This window comes from Pseudoalteromonas sp. C2R02 (genome assembly GCF_018860845.1).
In the GTDB taxonomy this organism is placed as follows: Bacteria; Pseudomonadota; Gammaproteobacteria; order Enterobacterales; family Alteromonadaceae; genus Pseudoalteromonas.
Genome location: NZ_JAHKQC010000034.1, coordinates 38,837 through 63,318 on the forward strand (window position 1 = coordinate 38,837; position 24,482 = coordinate 63,318).

The window sequence follows — 24,482 nt, forward strand, 5'->3', positions numbered from 1 at the left end:
GGCATTTTTATTTTGAATAAAATTCTAATTAGAAAAGTATTGTTGTGTACCATGTGCACTTACTGCTTTATCGAAGCGGCGCATGGCCAGTATATAAGCAGCATCTCTCATGCTTACTTTCTCGTTTATTGAAATATCCCATATTTCAGAAAATGCTTGGTTCATAATAGTGGCCAATTTATTATGTACTTCAGGTAAGGACCAATAATAACCGTTTTTGTTCTGCACCCATTCAAAATAACTTACTGTAACACCACCGGCATTCGCCAAAACATCAGGTATAACAGTGATGCCTTTTTGTGCAATAATATGATCAACTTCCCCAATAATTGGGCCATTGGCTACTTCAACAATATTTTTTGCTTTAATGTTTTTCACATTTTTAGTAGTGATCACACCATCAAGTGCCGCTGGGATTAGTATATCAACATCAAGCTCTAGTAACTGCTCATTAGTGATCACATCATGATCGACTAACTCACACACGGAATGTTTACAATAAAGCGCAGTAATACGATTTGTTTCTTGTTTACCTTTGTAAATACTGTCAACATCAAAGCCGTTATCGGAATAAATCCCACCTTGGGAGTCACTAATAGCCACTATTTTATAGCCATCATCATGTAATAACCTAGCAACGTGATACCCGCCATTACCAAAGCCTTGTACTGCAACAGTAATATTGTGTGGTTGCCACTTATTTTTAGATTCTAATTGTTTAATACATAAATATGCGCCGCGACCTGTCGCATCATCCCGACCTAAACTGCCACCTAAACTTATTGGTTTACCTGTGATCACGCCCGGTGCTTTTACGCGCTTTATTGTTTCATATTCATCCATCATCCAACCCATAATTCTGGCATTGGTATATACATCAGGTGCTGGAATATCAGTGTCTGGGCCTATAAAATCAGCCATTGCACGAACATAAGCTCTGGATAATCGTTCTATTTCCATGGCTGAAAGTTTTTTGGCATCAACTGTAATGCCACCTTTACCGCCACCATAGGGCAGGCCAACAATGGCGCATTTAATGGTCATCCATAAAGCTAACGCTTCTACTTCTTGGCGGTTTACATCTGGATGATATCTTATGCCACCTTTTGAAGGCCCTAATAAATTATTATAACGACAACGATATCCAGTAAAATATTGTGTTGAACCATCATCCATCCTCACAGGTAAACTTGCTGTAAGTGTGGCATGTGGGTGCATTAATGAGTTGATAACATCTAAACTCACATCTGCTTGAGAACCAATTCGTTTTACACGTTCTATTGCATCTTTAAAAATATGATCAGACATAAGCATCCTGTTAATTATTATCTAAAGATAAATCTTTATCTGTATAATTTAGACTAGCTTAATTTCACTTTTTATGAGTTTAAAATTTTAGTAATTAATTGTTATAACGCGTATTCATGTACTAAGAGCAAGTTATAAAATCTAAATAAAGATCATATAACTTGATCTTCTTCATTAAAAAATTTTGCTAGATATTACTAATAACTCAGATAATTGGGTTTTTAAAATAGGATGTTCAGTTTCGGCCAATTTTGCTTCAATAATTGTTTTTTGACTTGCTGATAGAGATCTATTTTCACGCCTCAAACCTTGGGCTACAGCTATAATTTCTTTAGGGTTACTACTTGTACTTGCATAATCAATAAGACGATCTTGGTATTTGATATCTTTTGCTAATATCTTTAAAGCAACGATATTTACTTCAGCATTTTTATTCCCGAGTAAATTTGAGACATGTGCATTTAGTTTATTTGAACCTGAATTATTAATGGCTAATAAGGTCATTGCAGTTTTATTCGAATTAGTAAGCTGGTCTGATAAGTAGTGTTCAACTTCAGCTGCGAGATCAGGAGAGTTCTTAGCTACAGATCCTATATTTAATAATGCTGTATTCGAGTATTGATGCTCTTTATTGTCAGCTACTGCTTTTAAACTTGTAAAAGCATAATCACTCGCATTAATTAGGCGTGCCAAAGACATGATCACTCTTTGCTGATTTTGAGCCTGTAAATCTGGGTGCTCAAGTAAATTTATTAAACTTATTTCAGATTTTTGTGTATTTGATTTTTGTAGCGCATATATTAATGCTGACGCGTTAGGGCTACCATTTAATAGAGCCAATAGTTTATCTGTATCATAATTTTCACCCAAATAGCGTCCGACCTCTGATAATAATGATTCATTTTGCATATTGTGTTTTAACTGTGCTATTGCGTTTAAAAGTTGGTTTTCATTTAATATTTCGTGTTTTTTAGGTTGCATTAGATGAATGGCACTAATACTAGAATTAGCATTTAGTTCATAACTTAATTTTTTAAATTCTGTTTTCGAATTAATTACTGTGACTTCTATTTCTTGTGTTAAATTTAATTCATTAATATCATTTTTATATAAATTTTGATTAGTAAAATCCAATTTAATTATATTATTTTCTTTGTCTAATAATATTTCCCAATTTTCATTTTCATTTATTCTTTGCAAATTTAGATCACTGTTAAAGTAATCTCTATATACAGCTGTTCGTGTGATGCTATTTCCATTTCTTTTATATCTATATTCAGTTTCATTAGTCGCGCTGGTTATTTTTAATGGTTTATCAAATTGATATGAAAGCTGTTTTAGTAAAACTTTAATTGCATTAACTGGATGATCAGCTGTTAATTTTAATAAATTAACCTGGTCAAATACAAAGTTATTGTATTTGACCTTAAATGGAATGCTTTTGGGTATATCAACTGTATTTGATTCTTCACCGACTTGACTAACAATTTTTACATCCCTTATCTGTCCAAGAAATTGGTTGTTTATTTCTTCGGGCTTTAATAAAAACTTACCTTCAAAACTTGATTGATTACTAATTTTATTATTGGTTGATAATATTGTTTTAATTTTAAAATTAAATTCATTTAGTGTGTTTTTTTTCCTATGAACATCGTTAGATACATTGGTACTGAGTTCAAATTGAGCATTAACAACAGGGGGTGTTTTGCCTACATTTAAATTATAAAGAAATAATAAAGCCACAATAAAAACGAGCGCTATTATTTTAAAAGTCGGTTTCATTTATTTATTCCTATAAAATAGCGAAGCCAATCTTCGCTATTGAATTTAATTATCTAAATTTTTTCCCAAGAAGGACTAGCATATTCAAAAAAAGTGCGTTCATAAGTGTATATAGGATCCCATTTCATTAAATTTGCGCTGAAATATAATAACCCCCAAAGTTTCTTACAATATGCTTCTAATTTTCCGTCGCCACCGGATAGTTTTCCTGTGACTTTTAATTCTAAAAAGCCTTCTTCTTGTATGCCGTCATCATGTTCTATTCGACGAATCCCTGCTTCCATATAGCCCTTGGCTTGTACCTTTACGATATTAAATTTACCTTTTACACCAGCCTCAGCAATACCGTGTCCAAAAGTTGTATATGCAGCTCCAGAAATTTGACCGCTCACATAAGGTGCCACTGACGCATATACATAATCAGGATTCCTAACACCATTAGGCGTGAATGGTTGCTCATTATTATGGCCACCAATTACACCACCAGCTGTAAATTCTGCTCCTACTTCAACACCGACTCCAAATTTAACACCTATTTGAAATAAACCTAATGGGTCTAGTGGTACAACGACTTTAGGCTTAATACCATCTGGTATGAGATCAAAATAATGACTAATAGGGTAGGTAATAGAAGCGTCAAGTAAATCATCGCAATTTGGCTTAAATACACTGACAGTATCTTCCCCAACTTCTAAATTAAACGACATTCCTTGAGTACAATCTATTTTTGCAGGGTTAAATTCAAATGAAATTGAGCCGACACCGATTTTCATAGTGCGATCATGCAGCTTTACCCAATTACCAGCACTATAAGAGCCAGTTATACCCCCAGAGTCTGTATTATCAGTATATAACCAAGCTTTTTGATTTCTATGTTGTAATACGTTATCTAATGCTGAGTTTTTAACAGCATATCTTGTATTTTGTTCTACAGTTCCTGGATTTGAATAAATAGAGGCATGGATAAAGCTAGACTGTACTAAAGCTAAGCCTAAGCATAATGTTTTAATATTCACAATAAACTCCTAATTAAATGTACCACTAACAGGCACGCAAACAAGAATATAATGAATATATGTCATTTTTATTAAACTTAATAATTTCTTAGATGTAATCTCAGATATTAAATGTGTCAGTTAAAAACAAATAGAAATGGAATTTTAAAAATTTAATTATAAAATAAAGTTAATGGAAAATAAGCGGGTAGGGTTAATAGTCTAATACATTAACTTTCATATAATACTATATTAAACGTAAATCCTTTAAGATATAGATAAGCTAACACACTAATAATTATTCTATCTGCAATTTTGAAGACTAGAATAAAGATAAACTAACCCAATTTACGATTTATACACCAGTAAAAAAGAATGTGATTAAACAAAAAAACAAAATTGCTAAAGTATAAAATAATCCTGAGAAATATTTAGATTGTGTATCTTCATTTTGAAAATTTGACATGAATAGAACTCCAGATAATGTACTTTAATATGACGCGAATTTTACGTGAATCTTTTGCCCCTGTAAATGGGAATTCATCTCATTTAAGTTAAAGAAATGTTATCATTTTCTTAATATTTTGAATGCATTCGTATGTATTAATATTTCAGTCTTTATTTACAATTAATTTTATGAATTAGGGCTATAACTAACTGAGAAAAATATAATTGTTAATATTTATGTAGGTCCCAGATGAAATTTGAAACAATCAAAAATTCTGCCATTTATTCATCCCATTGAATTATGGTTGCATCCGTATTTGCGGTGACAATTCTGTAGCAAATCGGGCTAAGGGACAATATGCTATTCATAGTGCGATAGAGGCACATTAATCATACGGATATTTATGGCTCGGGACAAAGTGAGTTATTATTTGGTGAATACTAAAAGCATCGCCTAACTTACGAGATGACATGTTTATCACATCTAAAGCGGGGATCAGGCCTAAATAAAGTGATGTCGATTAGGCATCGAGCAATTAGATATGTTTTTTATTATATAGAGCTGATTATTTACAGAATTCGCAAGGAGTTGCAGAGGCTTTTGATATATTACAAACGGTAAAGTTAAACATTTTGATGTGAGTAACTTTAAGCCTTCTCAAGTTAACTTGTTACGTTCGATGATCTCTATGCCATTGGCAGTTAATCAAGTTGAAATTAATATTCATAACATTACCACATTATTAGATGACACATTAGATCAATGTCAACAACATGAAATAACTCCAATCGCCTCGTGCTTATTAGGTGACATTGCATATCCTAATGGGAAAATACATTTACCACTGATGATCAATAAAGAATTGAAACTGAGTTAGCTCAGTAAGCTAAAAAATACCAATATGAACTGTGGATTGTCATATTAGCGTGGTTATTAAAACATCCAGCAGCCATTTCCCTATTATTGGTTCAACCACCACAGAACGCATATTTGCTATAAAACAAATATTATCGATAAATAATAGTCGAGAAGATTGTATAGATTACTAGAGTTTAGAAATAGCGTATCTTTGCCTTAATATTGTATGTAAGTAGACGTTAATATTTGAATTAAGGTCTACTTTTAACATTAAAGTTTAAACCTTGCCACTGAGCTAGTTAATGACTGTGCAAGTTCATTTAGCGCTTTACTACGAAGTGACATAGCTTGTGCCTCGTTGGCATTTGTATTAGCTGCATTAGAAGCTTCACTCATAGTTGACTCAATATTTTGACTAAAAGTCAGTTGCTCTTGAGCTGAATCATTAATACTTTTACTCATTTGATCTATGGTCTGAAGAGCATGTTCGATTTGCTCAATTGCTTTACTTAATTCTTGGCTTTGAGAAACACATTCAGAAGCTTGATTTTGCCCTTGAGAAATGGCGGTTTCTGCAGTTTGAGTTTCGTTTTGTAAAGCATTTATCATCGTTTGTATTTCTGTTGTAGAATCTTGTGTACGAGAGGCAAGAGATCGGACTTCATCAGCTACAACAGCAAAGCCTCTGCCATGTTCACCGGCTCTCGCAGCTTCAATTGCTGCATTTAATGCTAAAAGATTAGTTTGGTCGGCAATACTACCAATTGTATCTAAAATACCTCCAATGCTATTACTGTGATCACTTAAGCGTGTCATAACGGCAACAGAGTCTCTTAAACTGGTTGAAAGTAATTCTATCCGATGCTTATTTGAATCGGCTATATCTCTGATCTCATGACTATATTTAGAGGCTTCGGATACATGCTCAGCAGTCAAAGATGCTTCATCAGACACTAAAGATGAACTAGAGTACATTTGTTCAGCTAATTGTTTTGCACTATCAACTCGATTAATCTGCTCATTGGTTGTAGATGTTATATTTTGGCTTTGAATATTGGTAGACTCAGCTGATTTATCTAATAAGTGTGCATCTTTGCTTATGCCCTGGAGTAAACCGGTCAACTCATTACTGAGCTTATTTATATTTGTGATTAAAGTACCAAATTCATCATTACTGCGCTTTTCTATTCGGTGACTAAAATCTCCTTGTGCTATACGTGATAGAGCTTTATTAACAGCAGTTAATGGTACCAGCATCGCCTTGGTTGTAATGGATGCGATAAAACTGGCAAGTACCACAAAGATTAAAGCCATGACAATAGCAATTGTTTCACCTGTCATTATTTTTTCATTTGCTGCATCTTGTAATTTTTTAAATTTCTCATCAGCTAATGCGACTAACATAGAGAGATCTTTATAAGTTACATCAAAACTTTGCTCAGCCGTAGAATAAGCTTGTAGTGCTTGAAGTTTTGAAGCTAATGCTTGTTTTTGTAATTCATATAACTTTGCTGGCTGAGATAAAAGTAAATTAAGATCGTTAAAATTTGCAGTAAATTCATTTAATAAGCGATCATCATTTAATGGTTCAGCTTGTTGATTTAAATAATTAAAGTTATCTTGAATGTTGTTTAATAGGAAGCCAACATCCTCTTTATGTTGGTTGATGGTGTCTAAATCACTTACTCTGTTTAAACCTGCCATCGTTTCTTTTAAAGTAAATAATAAATCATCAATTCGGGTCCCACTGCCAATCACCACATCTAATAACGCAAGTTGATTCGGCGCATCTATGGTTTCTAGGTCAAGCATGTTATCACTTGCTTTATTTCTGGTATGTACAAATATCTCATACTGCTCAACATAGTTTTGCTTTGCTTTTGCAATATTTGTTTTAGCGCTAAAAATTAAATTGCTTTGGTTCACAAAATTAACATAGTGAACCTGAGTTTTTTTTAATGCAATTAGCATTTTAGGTTCTTCAGATAGCTTGTTTTGTAAGCTAGTAACGGCTTTTAAATATTCATGATTAAATTTTTCAAAATTTTTAAGGCTTATATTGATAGATGAAATGTCATTTTGAGTGAAGCCCAAAGCACTTATTTTCATCATATTTAATAGTTTAATTTGCAGAGCATTACTTTGCTTTTGAACAGGCACCGCAATGGTTTCAACATTGCTGTTGGCGATACTGATAGAGTTTAGTGAGTAGTAAAAAAAGCTGCTTCCTGCAATTAATAAAATTCCTATCGTACTAAACCCTAAAATTATCTTTTGTTTTATGGTTAGTTGCAGGTTATACATTGTTATCTCTAATTAGAGTAATACATCTATTTCGTATAATAATCACATTCTATTAACAAGTATAGTAATTGAATACTTAATTATAAAATAATAATGGGCTGCTTGGCTGTTATTGGGGTGCCTCTTTAGATAATGGCATGTTATTTAATGATAATGTAAAACATTTGTCATATTAGTGTCATTACTCTAAGTTTAAATGTTGTACCTAATACAGCACTTGGATAATAAAAATGAAAAAAATAATAGCGGGAACATTACTGTTAGCTTGTTCAATTAATTCGCATGCTTTTAGTCAAGAAACACATAAGAGAATTGTGATAGATGCCGTTGAATACATGAAAAGAAACGCACAAACAACTCAATATAACAAACTAAAATTATGGGCTGATAATTTAAATACAACACCTTCAGCATTAGCGAATTTAATGGGGCAAGCTGCATATGATGTCGATGATTTTGAAGATACTTTCTTATGTGGCGCGATAACTGGTTCATGTGTACAGGCCCCAATTTGGGGAGCCGCCGAAAGTATTGTTAAGTACACAAGTTATTGGCATTTTCAAAACCATAGTCAAGGTCATGACGAGCATGGCAATGATTTTGGTGGATATAATTATGATAAATTAACTGTGTGGGGTGCAATAGATACTATGGCTGCCACTTGGTTAAAAGGCGATTATTTAGATGATGGTCAAGGAGGGGAAACAGGCTGGTTTAATGTAGATAAAACAAAATTTAATAGTTATAACGTGACTGAGGCCAACTATAGAATTGAAAGTCAATCACATTATGAGATGTATGATGATTTCGAAAAAGCACCTTTCCAACCAATTGATAATTTGGGCCAATATTGGTATCAATCTTTTATCGAATCAAAGAACCCACAAATATTAGGCTTTGTATTTCACACTACAGATTTATTACAACCACATCATACTTGGACTACTTCAGATCTAAACCACAGTGGTTGGGAAACCTGGGTGAAAGATTATTATGACAAAGAAGAATTAAACAACTTTGATATGGTAAAAAATGCATTAGACAACTTTACCCCTTTAAATGTAAATCAACACGATGTAAGAGCGCTTTTGACACAAGGAGGTGCATTTTCTTATGCACAAGGTGGCATAGTGCTCAACTCAACAAATCATTATGATCGTCTTAACACTGCGCAACAAGTTATTCCATCAGCTATTGCTATGGTTGTACACATTTTAAACCATGCTATGGAACAGCTATAAATGAAATTATTTATTGTAATGGTAAGCATCTTTTGCTTACCACTTAGCGCTTCAATTAAATTTTCTGATGCAGAAATTAATTTAATGCATCAAAAATATCGTATCGATACTGCTAATGTCACTAAAAATCAAGTTGTCAAAAAGTTACTTGAAGGGCAATACCTTTTAGAAAAAGCGAAAGAAAAGCAGCCTAAATTGTTGCACACACAATCTAATGTGGGCTTTGATACCAATTATCACAAACGAAGATATTTATATACGCTATTGCAGCCTTTTGTCGATGATAAGCTAGCACTACAAACGCTGACTGAATTACCAATATCGAAGGAGAGTTTGAAAGCCTTGCTAGGTAATTATCCATTTAATGGCGAAATAGATGACATCACAAAAAGAAACCTAAAATCTGAATATTTAGTTGATAATGAAATTTTAAAATTAACTTATTTTGAGTTATATAGCTCTTTATCGATGCAAAATAGATATCGATTACATCAAGGAGATAAACAAATATTATTACAAGAGGTAAACAAAAGATTGAATTTTATTCAGGTGAGTAATTATGTAAAGCCAAAATTAAAATTACAGAGCCTAAGTTATACCACTTTAGAAAGCATTGCTTTAGCAGAAGTTCTTAGACTGCCTATGAAAAACTACTTTGGAGTCAATCAAATGATGCACTCTGACTCTTTAATGCTCAATTATTATGAAAAGTCAGTGACAGACGAACAAATAAACAACTATTATGCTAAAAATATAGAAAGATTCAATTATCTATCTCATGTTAAATCTAAAGGGGTTTATTTTAGTACACAAACACAAGCATTTGAATTCTATAACGCCGTCATTAAAAAGGGTTGGAGCAAAACAATCAACCACTTTAATGTAGAAGATATATTTCGACAATATCATAATCGCCTAGGAAGAAACTTGAATTCAAATGACTGGGCTATTCAAACGGCATTTAACTTTCCTGAAAATAGAACGTCACCACCTATTCGAACACCTGATGGTCAATGGCTTGTATTAAACAATGGTGACAAGGACTACGATGTTTACGAATTGAATACACCCACAGTGCAATATCAAGCTAAAAAACAGCTGGCTAAATCTCTTGCCATCAAAAATTATCATCAAGGTTTTCAACAATGGTTACAAAATCAAAGTTCAAACGGTTAAACATCATTATGAGTGTTTTATTTATCATAATGTTAATACTTGTTATTTCATACTATGAATATAACGAGGTGAATAAATTAGTAATATCATCTAACTCATCATTAATTAACAAAGCGTATGTATCAAGTAACAATAAAAAAAATGAGAACTATGGGCTAGAAAAGCAAGTTTACATTTTGCCCAAACAAGATAACACTAGCCCACTCAATCAAAAATATATGGTTAATATTTATATACCAACAATAGAAAACTCAGTAACGCCTGAAGTATATCAAGGGAATTTAAACGACTTTGAACAGTATGAAGTATTCGAAATAAAAAAAGATATTCAGCTTAAACAAAATTTTATAATTGCAAGTAATGATAAAATTACATTTTTAACAGAGTATCTACAAAAGGCGGAAATAAAAGGCATCTCTGAAGAGCAATTAGAGTTCGCACAAAAAAAGATTAATTCTTTAAAATTACTCAATGAACATTTGCAAAACGAACTTACAATAAAACAATCACTTGTTATGTAAGCTAGGTAAAAAGTAAATTTATCTACAAATAGTCAGGGTAAAGCGTATTGTTAGCGCTATAGTTAATGAGTAAACAACTTCAAAATACTTATTAACTATAAGGGTTATATGATGATCGAATCTAAATTTTATATAGGGCAAATCATCAATCATATACGTTTTAATTATCGTGGTGTCATTGTTGAAGTTGATCCTGTGTTTAATAACTCAGAACTCTGGTATGAACAAATGGCTGTAACAAAACCGCCAAAAGATAAGCCTTGGTATAGTGTGTTGGTGGATCAATCCGCTGATATCACTTACGTAGCTCAAAGAAATTTAGTAACAAGCGATAATATGGCACAAATAGAACACCCATTATTAGGTAGTTATTTCAATAAATATGATGGCAAACGGTATTACTTTAAAAATAAAATGATGTGAAAAAATGAAGCTTGGAGGGGAACCAGCCTCATTTAGGAAATGTTAACTTACTATTCTAAAACTAACTCTTTTTCAGACTTTGGGGCTTTATGACTCATTGCTTGTAAAAGTGCCATATTAAGATCTTCAATTAAATCATCTGCATTTTCTAAACCGACAGAGATACGAATTAAACCATCACTAATTCCCGCTTCTGCACGCTCTTCTGGCGTATATGGGCTGTGAGTCATTGAAGCAGGATGTTGTATTAATGATTCTGCATCACCTAAACTGACAGCAATACTAAATAGCTTTGTAGAATCTATAAATCTTTGCCCATCTTCAATATTACCTTTTATTTCAAAGGCGATAACACCACCGGCAGCTGTCATTTGTTTGCCGATATACTTATTACCTTGATGGCTTTTTAACCCTGGATAATAAACATTGCTGATCATTTGATGTTGCTCTAAAAATTCTGCAACTTTTTTTGCATTTTCACAGTGGGCTTTCATTCTGATATGTAGTGTTTTTAAACCACGTAAAATTAACCAAGCATCATGTGGACTTATTGTGCCACCAATATCTTTTAATGCTGTTAATTTAATATGCTCAATCATTTCATTAGAGCCACAAATGATCCCTGCAACAACATCACCATGTCCATTTAAATATTTAGTCGCACTATGAATTACAATGTCGAAACCAAACTCAACTGGACGCTGTAATATTGGTGTTAAAAAAGTATTATCGCAGATAGAAATTAAATCATGTTTTTTAGCAAAATCGCCGACCATTTGTAAATCAATTACAACTAAGTTTGGATTAATAGGTGTTTCTATAAATATGATTTTTGTATTGTCTTGTAATGCATCTTCTAATTCTTCTGGTTTCGTCATATCGACAAAAGTTACTTCAACTGCAAACTTAGTGAGCATATGGCTAAATAAAGCAAAACTACATCCATATAGCGCTTTGGAAGCAATAATATGATCACCAGCTTGTACATTTGCCATAACAGATGCCGATACTGCAGCCATACCTGTGGCCGTTGCAGCAGCATCTTCCATACCTTCCAGCACAGCAAGTTTTTGTTCAAATTGACGGGTAGTTGGGTTGCCTAACCGCGTATAAATATAGCCTTCTTCTTCACCTGCAAAGCGCGCTCTGCCTTGTTCTGCATTTTTAAAAACAAAAGTTGATGTTTGATAAAGCGGTGTTGCTAATGAGCCAAATTGTTCATCATTAATTCTACCCGCATGAACTGCTTTAGTTTCTATTTTGTAAGTCATTACTTGGCCTTTTCTATTAAATTTTTTATTAGGATAATTATGCTCAGTGACTGATCTTATAAATCGATTTTTTAATATTTTTATCGGTGATTTAAACAGTCACTTCAGTTTTAATTAATTGCTAGATTCAATATCGGATAACAGCATTTATCACGCCAAAATATAAAAATCATATTTATCAACAGCTTATAATCTTTATTTATTTTTAAAATCTATAAACGTTACACAAATGTAACGCTGGCGAGGTAAAACATGTAAAAATGATAGGAATATTACGCTTTTAGTGGGTTTAGCAGTGTGTTACCTTTATGTAACGCGTTACAGAAATGAATCGGATATAAATGAAGCTAAGAATTTTATGTGAAGACAGATTGGGGATGACTCAAGAAATACTAAACACAATTGTTAACAAAGGCTGGAATTTGACCGCTATGGAAATGGTTAGTCAAAAGATTTTTGTTCATTTTGAAGAGCGTGGAGGGAGTTTTGAAACAATTAGTGCTTCTATTAAATCGATCAAAGGTGTTACTGATGTCAATGAAGTAGATTTATTACCAAGCGAATTAAAACGTAAACATTTAGATGCTTTATTATCAAAATTACCCGACCCACTTGTTGATATTGATTTTAAAGGAGAGGTATTGGTTGCCAACACAGCTGCTGAAATCGCATTTGGTTTAGAGAAAAGTATACTGATCGGTAGTAAAATTTATGAACTAATTGGTGTTCCATTAAACAAGGTATTACCAAATGACGAGACTTCCTTTGAAGTATCATGTGCAAATAAACAATATTTAATGGATATCACACCTGTTTATACACAAAACAAAACGACAGGTGCAGTGATAGTATTACGCAGTGCGCAAAGAATAGGTCAACAAATATCGGCTATATCGCCAAATAAAGGTGAAAATATAGAGTCTATGGTGGGAACTAGCCACCAAATGAAGCTAATTCAACAGCAAACAGTCAGGTTTGCTAAGTTAGACTTACCAGTTTTAATAATGGGAGAAACAGGAACCGGCAAAGAGCTACTGGCACGCGCCTTACATGAATCTGGTCCACGCGCAAAAGCACCATTTTTAGCAATTAATTGCGCTACACTCGCTGAAAACTTGTTAGAGAGTGAGTTGTTTGGTTATGCACCTGGTGCATTCACTGGTTCTAAACAAGGCGGCAAACCTGGTTTATTCGAACTAGCAGAAAATGGCACTGTATTTTTAGACGAAATAGCTGAGCTATCCATTTATTTACAAGCTAAATTATTACGATTTTTACAAGAATTTACTTTTAGAAGAATAGGTGGCACACAAGAAATAAACGTAAATGTACGTATTGTGTGTGCAACACATAAAAATTTAGATGAGATGATCGTAACAGGTGAATTTAGGGATGATCTGTTTTATCGTTTAAATGTATTAAGCCTAAACTTGCCGCCTTTGAGAGAACGTGCTGAAGATATTCCCGCATTATTAAATCGATTTGCGACTAATGCAGCTGAGCAGGTTAATATTCCAAAGCCGGACTTTACCAATCAAGCAATACAATTATTACAAAGTGTTCCTTGGCCCGGTAATATTAGAGAATTACAAAATGTAATTTTTAAAACTTTAGCCTTAGTTGATAAACCTGTGATTGATCATACTGATATTTGTTTTACTTCTAAAAATCAGGGGCTAACAAAAGATAAAAAGCATAACAATGAAATAATATCGTTAGAAGCTGCAGTTGATAGCTATGAAAAGCAATTGTTACAGGAGTTCTATTTAAATTTTTCATCCACACGAAAATTAGCACAAAGATTAAATGTCTCAAATGCGACCATTTCAAGAAAATTAAATAAGTACGGTATTAAATAAACTTATTATTTTGTGAGATTAAACAGCTGTCGATGACTTAAATACTTTCATTAAATGCTTAACAAAGGCTTGGTTATCTTCTTCCATGCTTGAAAGGGCTAGGCCAAAGGGGGCAGATTCTATAACGCGGGAAAACTCTTCAATCGAAATATCAATTTTATCTAAGGTCATACGGCTTTGAGCAAGTTCTTTTGAAATTCTTAAGCTGATTATCTCACGTACTTTTATCTCATTTTCACTGATAATGTCATTACAATGGCTTTGGCCTGCATGCAGTAAATCAGTTCTTATTAATGAACTTGATACCTCTTCAAATAACCCATCACATCGTTTTAATATAAATGATTCAGTTTCAGCCCAAAAGTCACCAGTTGATTGGCTGTAATCTTGTAAAAGAACATTGTTATCCGCAATATACTTTTCGACTACAGCTCGAAAAAGGGCTTCTTTGGTTCTAAACTGTTTATGTATTGTGACACGTGAAATTTCAGAATATCTAGCAATCATAGATATATTCGCGGCGATATAACCGTGCTGAAAAAAACATTCAGTAGCACAGGTTAAAATTCTGTCTCTCGAGCTTGGCAAAATTAATTTCTCATTTGATTTGGCTTTATTGAACAATTTTAGCTTAGAATTGGTGGTCATTCAACAGGTTTACACTTATTGTAAATGTGTAAACCTCTTGCTATAGTAGCACAAAATCAAACAGGCCAGGAAATAAATTCCTAGCTAGTAAACGTGTTTTTGGAGATATTGTGAATCGAATATTAATAGGTGCTTTACTTTTATGCTTACAAGCGTGTTCTGAACCAGTTAAGCAAGAAAAAACTCAAGAACCCCTTGTTGTTCAATTATTTGAAACTAAAAAGGTAGATATATCCAGTGAATATGAGTTTCCTGCAATCGTATCTGCAGTTAAAAGTGTTGATCTTAAATTTGAAGTGTCTGGTAGGTTAATTTTTGAAAATCTTGTGGAAGGTAGCCCTGTTGCAAAAGGGGACGTTTTAGCGCGTATTGATTCCGCGCCATTTGAACGTCGCGTCTCAGAAGCCAACATTAGATTTCAAGATGCTGTTCGTAATTTAGCGAGAATTGAAGAAGTGTTTAAAAAAAATGTCGCTTCTCAAAGTACATTCGATGATGCTAAATCTCAATTTTCAATTACAGAATTAGCCTTAGCGAATGCAAAACAAGACTTAAGCTATACCACTATAAAAGCGCCATTTGATGCTGTTATAGGTGCAAGGTTGATTGAAAATAATAGCTATATCAGTGCAGGCGATACCATAGCGAATTTACAAGACAGATCTAAACTGTATTTTACATTTGATGTACCAGAGCGCGTTATGACTGCTAATGCAGGTAATCGAAATATTAAAGCGACTGCATTTATCATAGGGCAAGAAGGCACCGTATTTGATATATCTTATGTTGAACATGAAACATCGCCTAATCCAATTACCCAAACTTATGGTGTTACTTTTGCAATAGATGGCAAAGTCAGTAATTTATTTTATCCAGGTTCAAGAGCAAGTGTAAAAATTGAAAATATTAGTGAAAAAAACAGTGCGATATTAATTCCAATTAAGTCACTTATGGGTGATAAAAATAAAGGATTTAAAGTTTGGAAATTCAGACCTGAAAATAATGACATTCAATCGATCCCAGTCAATATAGCAAGTTTACAAGGTGAGTATGCAGTTGTCTCAAGCGGTGTAACCGTAGGTGATAAAATTGTATCCGCTGCGGTTAATCAAATGAGTCAAGGGCTGAAAGTTAAAGAATATAAGGCAGAGTATTAAATGGATATTGCACGTTATTCTTTATCAAAGCCAATAAATATATGGCTTGTCGCGCTATGCTTTATTATAGGTGGTGTGATAGCAATGGGTAAAATTGGACGCTTAGAAGATCCTGCTTTTACCATAAAACAAGCTGTTATTTTTACATATTATCCAGGTGCAAGTGCCGAAAAAGTTGAAAGGGAAGTCACTGAACAAGTTGAGATAGCACTTCAACAAATGTGGCAACTTGATAAGTTAGAATCTGTTAGTAAGCCTGGTTTTTCTCGTGTCACTATGGAAGTAAAACCTACTATAGATGGACCTTTGTTACCACAAATTTGGGATGAATTAAGAAAACGATTACGAGATATCCAAGGTTCATTACCATTAGGAGCAAGTGCACCTGTTGTAATGGATGATTTTGGTGATGTATATGGTATCTATTACTCATTAACTGCACCTGATTTTACTGCTTATCAAATGAGAGAGTTTTCGAGAACTATTAGAAGAGAACTGCTTGCGGTAGATGGCGTGGCGAAAGTACAAGTTGAAGGCATAATTGAAGAGCAAATTGTTGCTGAAATTGACAGTTATCAAATTGCAGGATTGGGCCTGTCATTCCCTGAAATAAAACAGGTTTTGGCTAGTAATTTAAAACCTTTTGTTGGTGGTAGGCTATATGTTGATGATAAACAGATCCGAATTCCGGTTGAAAGTTCTACCAATCGCGTAGAAGAAATAGAAAATTTATCAATTGTGCTACCTGGGAAAAATGCTTCTATAAAAATTAAAGACATTGCCAAGCTTTCGGTGCAACCCGTTGATATTCCAAGTGGATTAAAAAGATACAATGGTCATCCAGCGATTACTTTAGGTATATCAGCTCAAAATGATATCAATATAGTAGAAGTGGGTGAAAAAATAGAAGCTAAACTTGCGCAAGTTCTAAAGCAGTTACCAGCAGGGATAAATGTTGCTTCAATTTATAATCAAGCTAAAGTTGTTGAAAAATCAGTTGATGGCTTTATTTTAAATCTAGAATTATCTGTAGCAGTAGTAACAATTGCTTTATGTATATTCATGGGATGGCGATCAGGTATTGTAGTTGGCGGTACATTGTTAATTACAGTACTAGGTACAGTTTTAATTATGTGGTTATACGACCTACAACTACAACGTATATCGCTTGGGGCTATGGTAATTGCCATGGGCATGTTAGTTGATAATGCCATTGTAGTCGCTGAAGGCATGATGCTACGAATGGAAAAAGGAAAGTCGGCTTTTGAATCTGCAAGCTTTATTGTAAAAAGAACTCAATGGCCTTTACTTGGTGCAACTATTATCGGCATCGCGGCATTTTCTGGTATCGGTTTATCTGATGATGCAACAGGTGAGTTTTTATTCTCTCTTTATGCGGTTGTACTAATATCACTGATGTTAAGTTGGGTATTAGCTGTTTCTTTGACACCTTTATTAGGACGTTACTTTTATAAAGTTGGCCAAACTAGCCAAGAACAAGAAACACACTCTTTTTTACACAGAGGATATTTAGTTGTATTAAAAGCAGCGCTTCATTGGCGCGGTTTAACGCTTATTACTTTAATTGGTATAACAATCACAGCTTATGCAAGTTTTGGTTTAATAAAACAAGGCTTTTTTCCACCTTCAAATACACCTGTATTTTTTGTTCATTATTGGGGCGCACAAGACTCAGACATTAGAGCAACAGAAAAGTATATGAAAGCGGGTGAAAACTTAATTCTTGAAACAGAAGGTATTGAGTCTTTATCTACTTTCATCGGTGAAAGCTCTGCACGGTTCACTTTAGTTTTTTCACCTGAAATGCCTAATGAAAGTTATGGCTTATACCTTATTAGAGCAAAAGATGCAGCTGATGTACCTAGGCTAGCGCAAGAGATTTCAGATAAACTCAGAAAAAATAATGCAAATGTTGAGTACTTTGCTGAAGTGATGCAATTTGGGCCAGGCGCTGGAGCTAAAATTCAAGCACGTATTTCTGGCCATGATCCTGAAATTTTACGTAGTTTATCTGAGCAAACAAAAGCGATATTCCGTCAAGATGGCTTAATTAGGGATATTCGAGATGATTGGCGTGAAAAAGGTATTGTTCTTATTCCTGAGTTTGACGATATTGCTGCAGGTGTCGCTGGTGTTAGCAGAAGTGACTTTAGTGATGCAGTAAAGTTTTATACTGATGGACTTACGATAGGTCAACTGCAAGATGGTGACTACTTATATCCTATAGTGGCAAAAAATCAAAATCAGACACAAGGTCAATTGTCTGGACTTGAAAACAGCTTAGTCTGGAGTAGTAGCCAACGCACTTATATTCCTTTTAAACAAGTAAGTGGCAATATTACCTATCAAAGTGAAGAGTTACTGATCAACCGCCGCGATCGTGTTAGAACAATATCAGTAAAAGCAGAAGCTGGTTATCAAGAAACAACTGGTGAGGCTTTTGCTCGTATAAAACCATTAGTAGAAGCCATAGAATTACCAGATGGTTATCAGCTTGAATGGGGTGGCGAATATGAATCTTCACGTGACGCTCAAGCAGCGTTAGGTCAAGGTCTACCGCTTGGATTCTTAGTGATGTTTATTGTCAGTGTTTTATTATTTGGTCGTGCTAGACAGCCTTTGATCATATGGTTAATTGTTCCTATGGCTGTTGTAGGAGTAGTAGCTGGGTTATTAATAGCTGATATGCCATTTGGTTTTATGTCATTACTTGGTTTTTTAAGCTTATTTGGTATGTTGATTAAAAATGCGATCGTGCTACTTGAAGAAATTGACCTTCAAATAGAGGAGGGCAAAGAAAAAGCTGTCGCCATAGTTGAGGCAAGTTTAAGTCGTTTACGTCCAGTATCCCTTGCTGCTATTACAACTATTTTAGGTGTAATGCCGCTAGTATTTGACCCATTCTTTGCTGATATGTCAGTAACCATAATGGGCGGACTCGCATTTGCAACAATTCTAACTATGATTGCAGTTCCAGTTTTATACAGTATTTTTTATAAGATAAAAGTCACCAGAAGCTAAGTTTACTCTAAAATATATTAATTTTAATACCAAGCCTCGCCATATATGCGAGGCTTTTTTGATGCACTTATTATTTTGAAAAATACTTAAATGAAAAATTATTTGGTATGTTTCTGTTTTGCTTGTTTATAAAGTTATCAATTTATGACCCCACTAGATTTATAATTAATTCCTCTGTTTAGTTGAGGTTGAAATTATATTTTGCGAGCTATTATTAAATAAAAGGGGGAATATACAATAAGTTAATATTACTCAAGCTATACTATTAATTATTTTCTGTCAATCACTTTTACATTTAATACTTTAAATTCAAAAGCTTAACCACGCGCAACCTTGAGTTGACAAAATTCAAAGCATGCTTGATAGTATGCAACTTCAGATTTTCCTATTCTGGCTACCAATTAATACATAAAGGGATAAACAGAATGATATTAGCAGAAAAAATCGCTAAATTAAGAAAACAACTAGGTTGGTCACAAGAGGAATTAGCTGAAAAATTAGACGTATCTAGGCAGTCGGTTTCTAAATGGGAAAGCGCAAATAGCATACCCGATATAAATAGAATCATAATGCTTGCAGATATATTTGAGGTGACAACTGATTTTTTATTAAAAGATGAAAATGAAACTTTTGAACATTCAAATCAAACAACACAAGAATCAAGATTAATTCGTGTTAATTTAGATCAAGCAACTAGATATGTTCAAAGCAAGCTTGCAATATCAAGTTTGAATACCAAAGGCGTCATGTTGTGTATTTGCTCAGTAGTGCCATTATTTTTCTTTATGGCAATGGCAGAAACAAATCGTTTAAATATAACAGGAGATATCGCAGGTGCATTGGGTGTGATCGGTATTTTAGTCATAGTTTCAATCGCAATTCACTTTTTCATTAAAACAAATCAATACGACAATGAAATTGCTTTAATAGACAATGAAAAGTTTGAATTAGAATACGGCGTGCATAGTATTTTTAAGGACAAATTAGAAAAATTTAAACCTAAGTACAATACAAAGCTATCTATGAGTATATTTATGTTCATTATAAGCTTTGTACCTGTCATGGTTGTCAGTCAGTTTTTCGATGGCTCAGATATCGTAATGTTAATGATAATTTTAATGCTTTTTATTATATCAGCAGGTATTTATGTCATATCTCCCATTTCAGCTGAACATGAGGCATATAATGCAATCTTGTTAGATCATGGTGAAGAATCAATAAAGAGTAAGCGTTACAAACGTTCAGAGAAACTCGCATCTTTTTATTGGCCTTTACTTACTGCAATTTATTTAGGTTGGAGCTTGTGGACCATGGATTGGGACATCACTTGGATTGTATGGCCTGTTGGTGCAGTTCTTTTTAGTGCATTAGTCGGTTTAATGGAGTTATTTGAAAAAGATGACTGCTAACTTTTAATTATAACGAGCTTTTTCCAGCGTTCTAAACAAGCTTTAGAGGCAACCCTTTTATTAAAGCTTGATATAGAGCGCTTTGGATTATGAGTCACTTTTAAGTCAAATAATGAATCAAATCCAAAAGCTGAAATACATTTAAACTCTTTATTGTTCCGTTTTTTGATAGCGACTGTCGTTTCTTTTTCAGGCCAATAACTCATCGCATCCAATAAATTTGTATAAGGTTTATCACCATTTTTATTATGCATAATAGCTTGATTACGTACTTGCCAATTTACCTCAGGCATAAGATATGAGAGCTGAGATTCAATATTTTTATATGTGGTAGGATCTCGCTCATGTTTATCAAAATAAATAACATCAAGATCATTTAACGCAGAAGACTCACGCTTATGATGGAAATGATCCCACACTAAGTTTCTAACAAAACCTGCTGCTAAATAACAATTGGGTATATCTAGCTTATAAACACAATCAAGCGCTTATAATCTTAGCGGATCATTTTGTATTAATGTGATTAGCTTTTTCACAGCTGGCAATATTGTTAAATATAATGAATTTATTTGCTTGTATTACATTCATCAGCACAACACTCATCTTGAAGGAAATGTAATACTTCCATCAATCTTGGATATTGCGCGACACAATATAAAGTACGACCTTCTCGTCGTTGTTTAATTAAGCCTGCTGCAGCTAAACTTGAAACGTGGTGAGAAAGGGTAGAGCCCGGAATACTTAATTGCTCTTGAATATCACCCACAGCAATCCCTTGAGTGCCAGACTTAACAACACGTTTAAAAATTGCTAAACGTGTTACATGCCCCAACTCTTTAAATGCCTTAGCGATTATTTCTATATCCATAATATGTGTTATCTTTCGATTTAATATATTTCGATAATACTAGGGATTAGCTAGGCATTGAAGTTTTTTTAAAGAAAATGGTTTATATGCCTAATTAAACTGGCTTAATCCTGGGTATTGAGCAAAAAAAGTTTCAATCGCACCACGTTTTTGCATTGTTACAAAGATTTGATTGCCATCTTTACCACCAAAAGCAACATTAGTTGGATATTGTCCTTTAAGTTTTATTTCAGACAGTAGCTTACCTTGTGGGGAAACTTTAGCTATAACACCTTTACCATATCTGGCAATATACAAGTTGCCCTTAATATCAACTCTCATTCCATCTAATCCAAAATCAGCAAATTCTATTAATAAGCGTTTATTTTTAAGTGACTTATCTGGCTGAATATCATAAACCCACACTTTTCTTTGAACACTTTCATTAACATATAAGTGTTTTTGGTCTGCACTGACTTCGATACCATTAGTTGTTCCCATACCAGATTCTATTAGGTGAGTTGAGCCATTAGTATCTATTCGCCATAATTGTCCAGTACTTTTTACCCAATTTGGATCACTCGCGAATAAAGTCCCTGTTTTCATTATCGCAATATCATTTGGTTGATTCATTTTAGGGTTATGCGCAAATACTGAGGCTTTCTTATTGTAGGCATCAACTTTTAATATGTTATGACCGCTATAATCTGCAATATACATATTATTTTTAATATCAAAACGTATTCCGTTTCCAGTACTGCCTTTAGGCAAAGTGATGTACAACTGAGCTTCACCTTTTGCTGTTACTTTTCCTATGGTGCCTTCTTTTTCAAAATTCACAACAAATAGGTGACCTGATTTATCAACCGCTGGGCCTTCAACACCTTGAGTGAATACCTTGTCAGTGATCCAGTCGCTTGTTTGATATGTCTGTATTGAATGAGCAAAAAGTAGCGGTGTAAATAGACTTATAGTGAGTGCGATTATTTTTTTCATAGGTATTTAAACTTGCGTAATTATCGTTCTAGAGTGATAAAACAAAAAATATAAAGCAATAATACTTTGGTCTCAATTATGGGTAATTTATATCATTACTTATAAATACATTTTTGACTGTATATCCATACAGTGTTATTGTTGCGATATATTTATTAGTACTCATGAGAGTTATTATGCTTAAAGACTTTGATATCCAATCACCTACCGATTTCGATTTTATAATTGGTGATTGGAAAGTAAAACATAGAAAATTAAAGCGAATTTTTAATGATAGCAATGAATGGATTGAATTTGATGGAGATTCATCTACCCGAAAAATATTAGGAGGCTTTGGCAATTTAGAGGACAATCATCTTCATTTTCCTGAATCATCAGTAAGAGCTGTAGCGATGCGTTCATATAATCAAGTATTGAAGCATTGGTCAATTTGGTGGCTTGATGGTCGCCATCCAGATAACCTAGATGTCCCAGTAGTTGGCCAGTTTGAAAACGGTTTTGGTGTTTTTTATGCCGACGACACATATCAAGATCAACCTATAAAAGTACGTTTCAAGTGGAACTCTTTAGATCCCAACAAACCGACTTGGGAGCAAGCATTCTCAAAAGATGATGGTAATACTTGGGAAACAAATTGGACGATGGCATTTAATAAATAATATTGGGGATTTCTAAATGGCTAATATAGGACGTGTTCAATACATTAAAGGAACAGAAAAAGATCAACTACTTTCCGTATGGATGCATTCAGATTATGGCAGCGGTACAGGGCGAGCACACGGTAAAATTAGCTCTGGTTTCGAAGGGCACTATGACATTACTTATTATGATGACCAAAATGCCAAACTTACTGATCTTAAATTAGAAATAAAAAAAGATGATGACAGATATTTTTTAACTTGGCGAAATTCTAATAAAGTGATTAGTTTTGGTATTGGACTAGTAAACTGTGATGTATTATCAGCGAGTTATATTGATGTTTAAATTTTAAGTATATATTAGCCTTTGAATCTCATTTAAATTATCATCATCTGGCAAGATAATCGTTTGCATATTTTCATTATTTAGCGCAGCATGCAATGGTAAAGTTGCAACACCTTTCAATGCAATATTTTCAACATCAGGTGTTTTTATTAAACGTACGACCTGGCGGTCACCAAATTGTGAGATAGAAGGTATAAAAGGGCGTAACAAGGTAATAAATTTATCAAGAAATTGTGTATTTATATCACCTCCTAAAATAATCGTTTCACAATTTAATATTGATTCTAAAGTATGAATAGCAATTCGCATTGGTTCAGCTGCAGTATCAAACCAAAGTTCAACTTTATCAGGGTTATTAGCGTAATACTGTATAATAGCTTCATTGGTGGTTTCTTTTTTACCCAAGAATGCTTTTAAAGAATTTAATGATGCAAAATCATTTAGTCGTCCGAGCTCAGCTGTTTTATTATTTGTTTCAGGGGTTACAAATAATTCTCCTATAGCACCCGTTAATCCATTTTGCCCAAGCATAATTTGCCTATCATAAACAACAGATGCTTCAATCACATCTCCTAAATGAATATAAATGAAGCTATGTAATTCACGTGCTTCTGCGTAAAGCATTTGATAAGCCGCACACGCTGATGCTGTAGTTTCTATTGCGACAGGCAAAGAAAACACGTCATTTAATTGTCTTTGTAATAATTTACTTTGCTTAAAACTTTCAATTGGTCTTTGATCACTATCTGTAAAACTTAATGCAAGCCCCAATAATGTATCCTTTTTAATTTGACTCGCAGTCAGCAAGGTATTAAATAAAAATTCTGCTTTAGCGGTTAAATCAGTTTTATTATGCGTAGTACTAAGAATATTTAATTGTTCTCCATTTAAAGAAAATATACCTGCTTGTATATCAGTTTTATTAATTCTGAACGCAATAGTATAGGCTGAGTCTTTATTAAGACTTAGCATTTTTGAAGGTTTACCTACGCTACCTTCTTTTTTAACTCCTAACTCAATGACTAAATTAGCTTCAAGTAACTCTTCAACCATATTAGTAATGGTTTGTTTCGTTAAGTGCGTATTTCTGGCAATTTCAACTCTAGAGAGCGGTCCCAAAGAAACAATTTGAGATAAGACCAAACGTAAATTTAGGGCTTTATTTTGTTTAGAGTTAGAACCTTTCAAATGAACCTTGCCTTTAATTGATGAT

20 protein-coding genes and 1 pseudogene are annotated in these 24,482 nt (G+C 33.6%); 11 read left to right on the forward strand and 10 right to left on the reverse strand.

Features of this window, described 5'->3' with window-relative positions; genetic code table 11:
• Positions 1-24 precede the first annotated feature (24 nt).
• From KO527_RS13505 to KO527_RS13515, 3 genes are all read right to left on the reverse strand, one after another.
• Positions 25-1,308 carry a Glu/Leu/Phe/Val dehydrogenase gene (locus KO527_RS13505; protein ID WP_216040810.1) on the reverse strand — a complete coding sequence of 428 codons (1,284 nt, stop codon included), beginning with the start codon at positions 1,306-1,308 and terminating at the stop codon, positions 25-27.
• A gap of 174 nt (positions 1,309-1,482) precedes the next feature.
• Positions 1,483-3,090 (reverse strand): hypothetical protein, encoded by a 1,608-nt coding sequence (locus KO527_RS13510; protein WP_216040811.1) that lies wholly within the window; start codon positions 3,088-3,090, stop codon positions 1,483-1,485.
• 53 nt (positions 3,091-3,143) lie between these two features.
• Positions 3,144-4,106: a hypothetical protein gene (locus tag KO527_RS13515; protein WP_216040812.1), complete on the reverse strand. Its 963-nt coding sequence runs from the start codon at positions 4,104-4,106 to the stop codon at positions 3,144-3,146.
• Positions 4,107-5,170: 1,064 nt separating this feature from the next.
• Between KO527_RS13515 and KO527_RS13520 the strand changes: the two genes are divergently transcribed.
• Positions 5,171-5,410, forward strand: a complete 240-nt coding sequence (locus KO527_RS13520; protein WP_216040813.1) for a hypothetical protein — start codon at positions 5,171-5,173, stop codon at positions 5,408-5,410.
• Positions 5,411-5,661: 251 nt separating this feature from the next.
• On the opposite strand, the gene KO527_RS13525 is transcribed toward KO527_RS13520, so the two are convergent.
• Positions 5,662-7,695 carry a methyl-accepting chemotaxis protein gene (locus KO527_RS13525; RefSeq protein ID WP_216040814.1) on the reverse strand — a complete coding sequence of 678 codons (2,034 nt, stop codon included), beginning with the start codon at positions 7,693-7,695 and terminating at the stop codon, positions 5,662-5,664.
• Positions 7,696-7,925: 230 nt separating this feature from the next.
• Here KO527_RS13525 and KO527_RS13530 point away from each other — a divergent pair, with 230 nt between their 5' ends.
• The 4 genes from KO527_RS13530 to hspQ all read left to right on the forward strand — a co-directional run bounded on the left by KO527_RS13530 (position 7,926) and on the right by hspQ (position 11,056).
• Positions 7,926-8,936 carry a phospholipase gene (locus KO527_RS13530; RefSeq protein WP_216040815.1) on the forward strand — a complete coding sequence of 337 codons (1,011 nt, stop codon included), beginning with the start codon at positions 7,926-7,928 and terminating at the stop codon, positions 8,934-8,936.
• On the forward strand, positions 8,937-10,112 hold the full coding sequence (locus KO527_RS13535; protein WP_216040816.1) for a peptidylprolyl isomerase: 1,176 nt from the start codon (positions 8,937-8,939) through the stop codon (positions 10,110-10,112).
• A gap of 68 nt (positions 10,113-10,180) precedes the next feature.
• Entirely contained in the window at positions 10,181-10,633 is a 453-nt protein-coding gene (locus KO527_RS13540; protein WP_216040817.1) for a hypothetical protein, read from the forward strand.
• A 111-nt stretch (positions 10,634-10,744) separates the two neighbouring features.
• Complete coding sequence (hspQ, locus tag KO527_RS13545) at positions 10,745-11,056, forward strand: heat shock protein HspQ (RefSeq protein WP_216040818.1); 312 nt, start codon at positions 10,745-10,747, stop codon at positions 11,054-11,056.
• Positions 11,057-11,106: 50 nt separating this feature from the next.
• On the opposite strand, the gene megL is transcribed toward hspQ, so the two are convergent.
• Positions 11,107-12,327, reverse strand: coding sequence for a methionine gamma-lyase (megL, locus tag KO527_RS13550; RefSeq protein ID WP_216040819.1), 1,221 nt, complete (start codon positions 12,325-12,327; stop codon positions 11,107-11,109).
• Between the two features lie 341 nt (positions 12,328-12,668).
• Here megL and KO527_RS13555 point away from each other — a divergent pair, with 341 nt between their 5' ends.
• A complete protein-coding gene (locus KO527_RS13555; protein WP_216040820.1) occupies positions 12,669-14,186 on the forward strand; it encodes a sigma 54-interacting transcriptional regulator in 1,518 nt (505 codons plus the stop codon).
• Positions 14,187-14,204: 18 nt separating this feature from the next.
• Here KO527_RS13555 and KO527_RS13560 read toward each other — a convergent pair whose 3' ends face one another.
• Entirely contained in the window at positions 14,205-14,774 is a 570-nt protein-coding gene (locus tag KO527_RS13560) for a TetR/AcrR family transcriptional regulator (RefSeq protein ID WP_216040821.1), read from the reverse strand.
• A gap of 170 nt (positions 14,775-14,944) precedes the next feature.
• On the opposite strand from KO527_RS13560, the gene KO527_RS13565 reads away from it, so the two are divergent.
• The 3 genes from KO527_RS13565 to KO527_RS13575 all read left to right on the forward strand — a co-directional run bounded on the left by KO527_RS13565 (position 14,945) and on the right by KO527_RS13575 (position 20,442).
• The gene (locus tag KO527_RS13565) at positions 14,945-15,991 is read left to right on the forward strand and encodes an efflux RND transporter periplasmic adaptor subunit (protein WP_216040822.1); all 1,047 of its coding nucleotides are present in this window, start codon (positions 14,945-14,947) and stop codon (positions 15,989-15,991) included.
• Positions 15,992-19,033 carry an efflux RND transporter permease subunit gene (locus KO527_RS13570; RefSeq protein ID WP_216040823.1) on the forward strand — a complete coding sequence of 1,014 codons (3,042 nt, stop codon included), beginning with the start codon at positions 15,992-15,994 and terminating at the stop codon, positions 19,031-19,033.
• Positions 19,034-19,458: 425 nt separating this feature from the next.
• Positions 19,459-20,442 carry a helix-turn-helix transcriptional regulator gene (locus KO527_RS13575; RefSeq protein WP_216040824.1) on the forward strand — a complete coding sequence of 328 codons (984 nt, stop codon included), beginning with the start codon at positions 19,459-19,461 and terminating at the stop codon, positions 20,440-20,442.
• Here KO527_RS13575 and KO527_RS13580 read toward each other — a convergent pair.
• From KO527_RS13580 to KO527_RS13590, 3 genes and pseudogenes are all read right to left on the reverse strand, one after another.
• Positions 20,439-20,906: pseudogene (locus KO527_RS13580) on the reverse strand (nucleotidyltransferase family protein); the annotation flags it as partial. The gene KO527_RS13575 and the pseudogene KO527_RS13580 overlap by 4 nt on opposite strands.
• A gap of 101 nt (positions 20,907-21,007) precedes the next feature.
• On the reverse strand, positions 21,008-21,310 hold the full coding sequence (locus KO527_RS13585; protein ID WP_216040825.1) for a metalloregulator ArsR/SmtB family transcription factor: 303 nt from the start codon (positions 21,308-21,310) through the stop codon (positions 21,008-21,010).
• Between the two features lie 90 nt (positions 21,311-21,400).
• On the reverse strand, positions 21,401-22,285 hold the full coding sequence (locus KO527_RS13590; RefSeq protein ID WP_216040826.1) for an SMP-30/gluconolactonase/LRE family protein: 885 nt from the start codon (positions 22,283-22,285) through the stop codon (positions 21,401-21,403).
• 176 nt (positions 22,286-22,461) lie between these two features.
• Here KO527_RS13590 and KO527_RS13595 point away from each other — a divergent pair, with 176 nt between their 5' ends.
• Positions 22,462-22,944, forward strand: coding sequence for a DUF1579 domain-containing protein (locus KO527_RS13595; protein ID WP_216040827.1), 483 nt, complete (start codon positions 22,462-22,464; stop codon positions 22,942-22,944).
• 16 nt (positions 22,945-22,960) lie between these two features.
• Positions 22,961-23,269, forward strand: a complete 309-nt coding sequence (locus KO527_RS13600; protein WP_216040828.1) for a hypothetical protein — start codon at positions 22,961-22,963, stop codon at positions 23,267-23,269.
• A gap of 3 nt (positions 23,270-23,272) precedes the next feature.
• Here the strand turns inward: KO527_RS13600 and KO527_RS13605 are convergent, their stop codons facing one another.
• Positions 23,273-24,457 (reverse strand): ROK family transcriptional regulator, encoded by a 1,185-nt coding sequence (locus KO527_RS13605; protein WP_252733723.1) that lies wholly within the window; start codon positions 24,455-24,457, stop codon positions 23,273-23,275.
• Between the last annotated feature and the right edge of the window lie 25 nt (positions 24,458-24,482).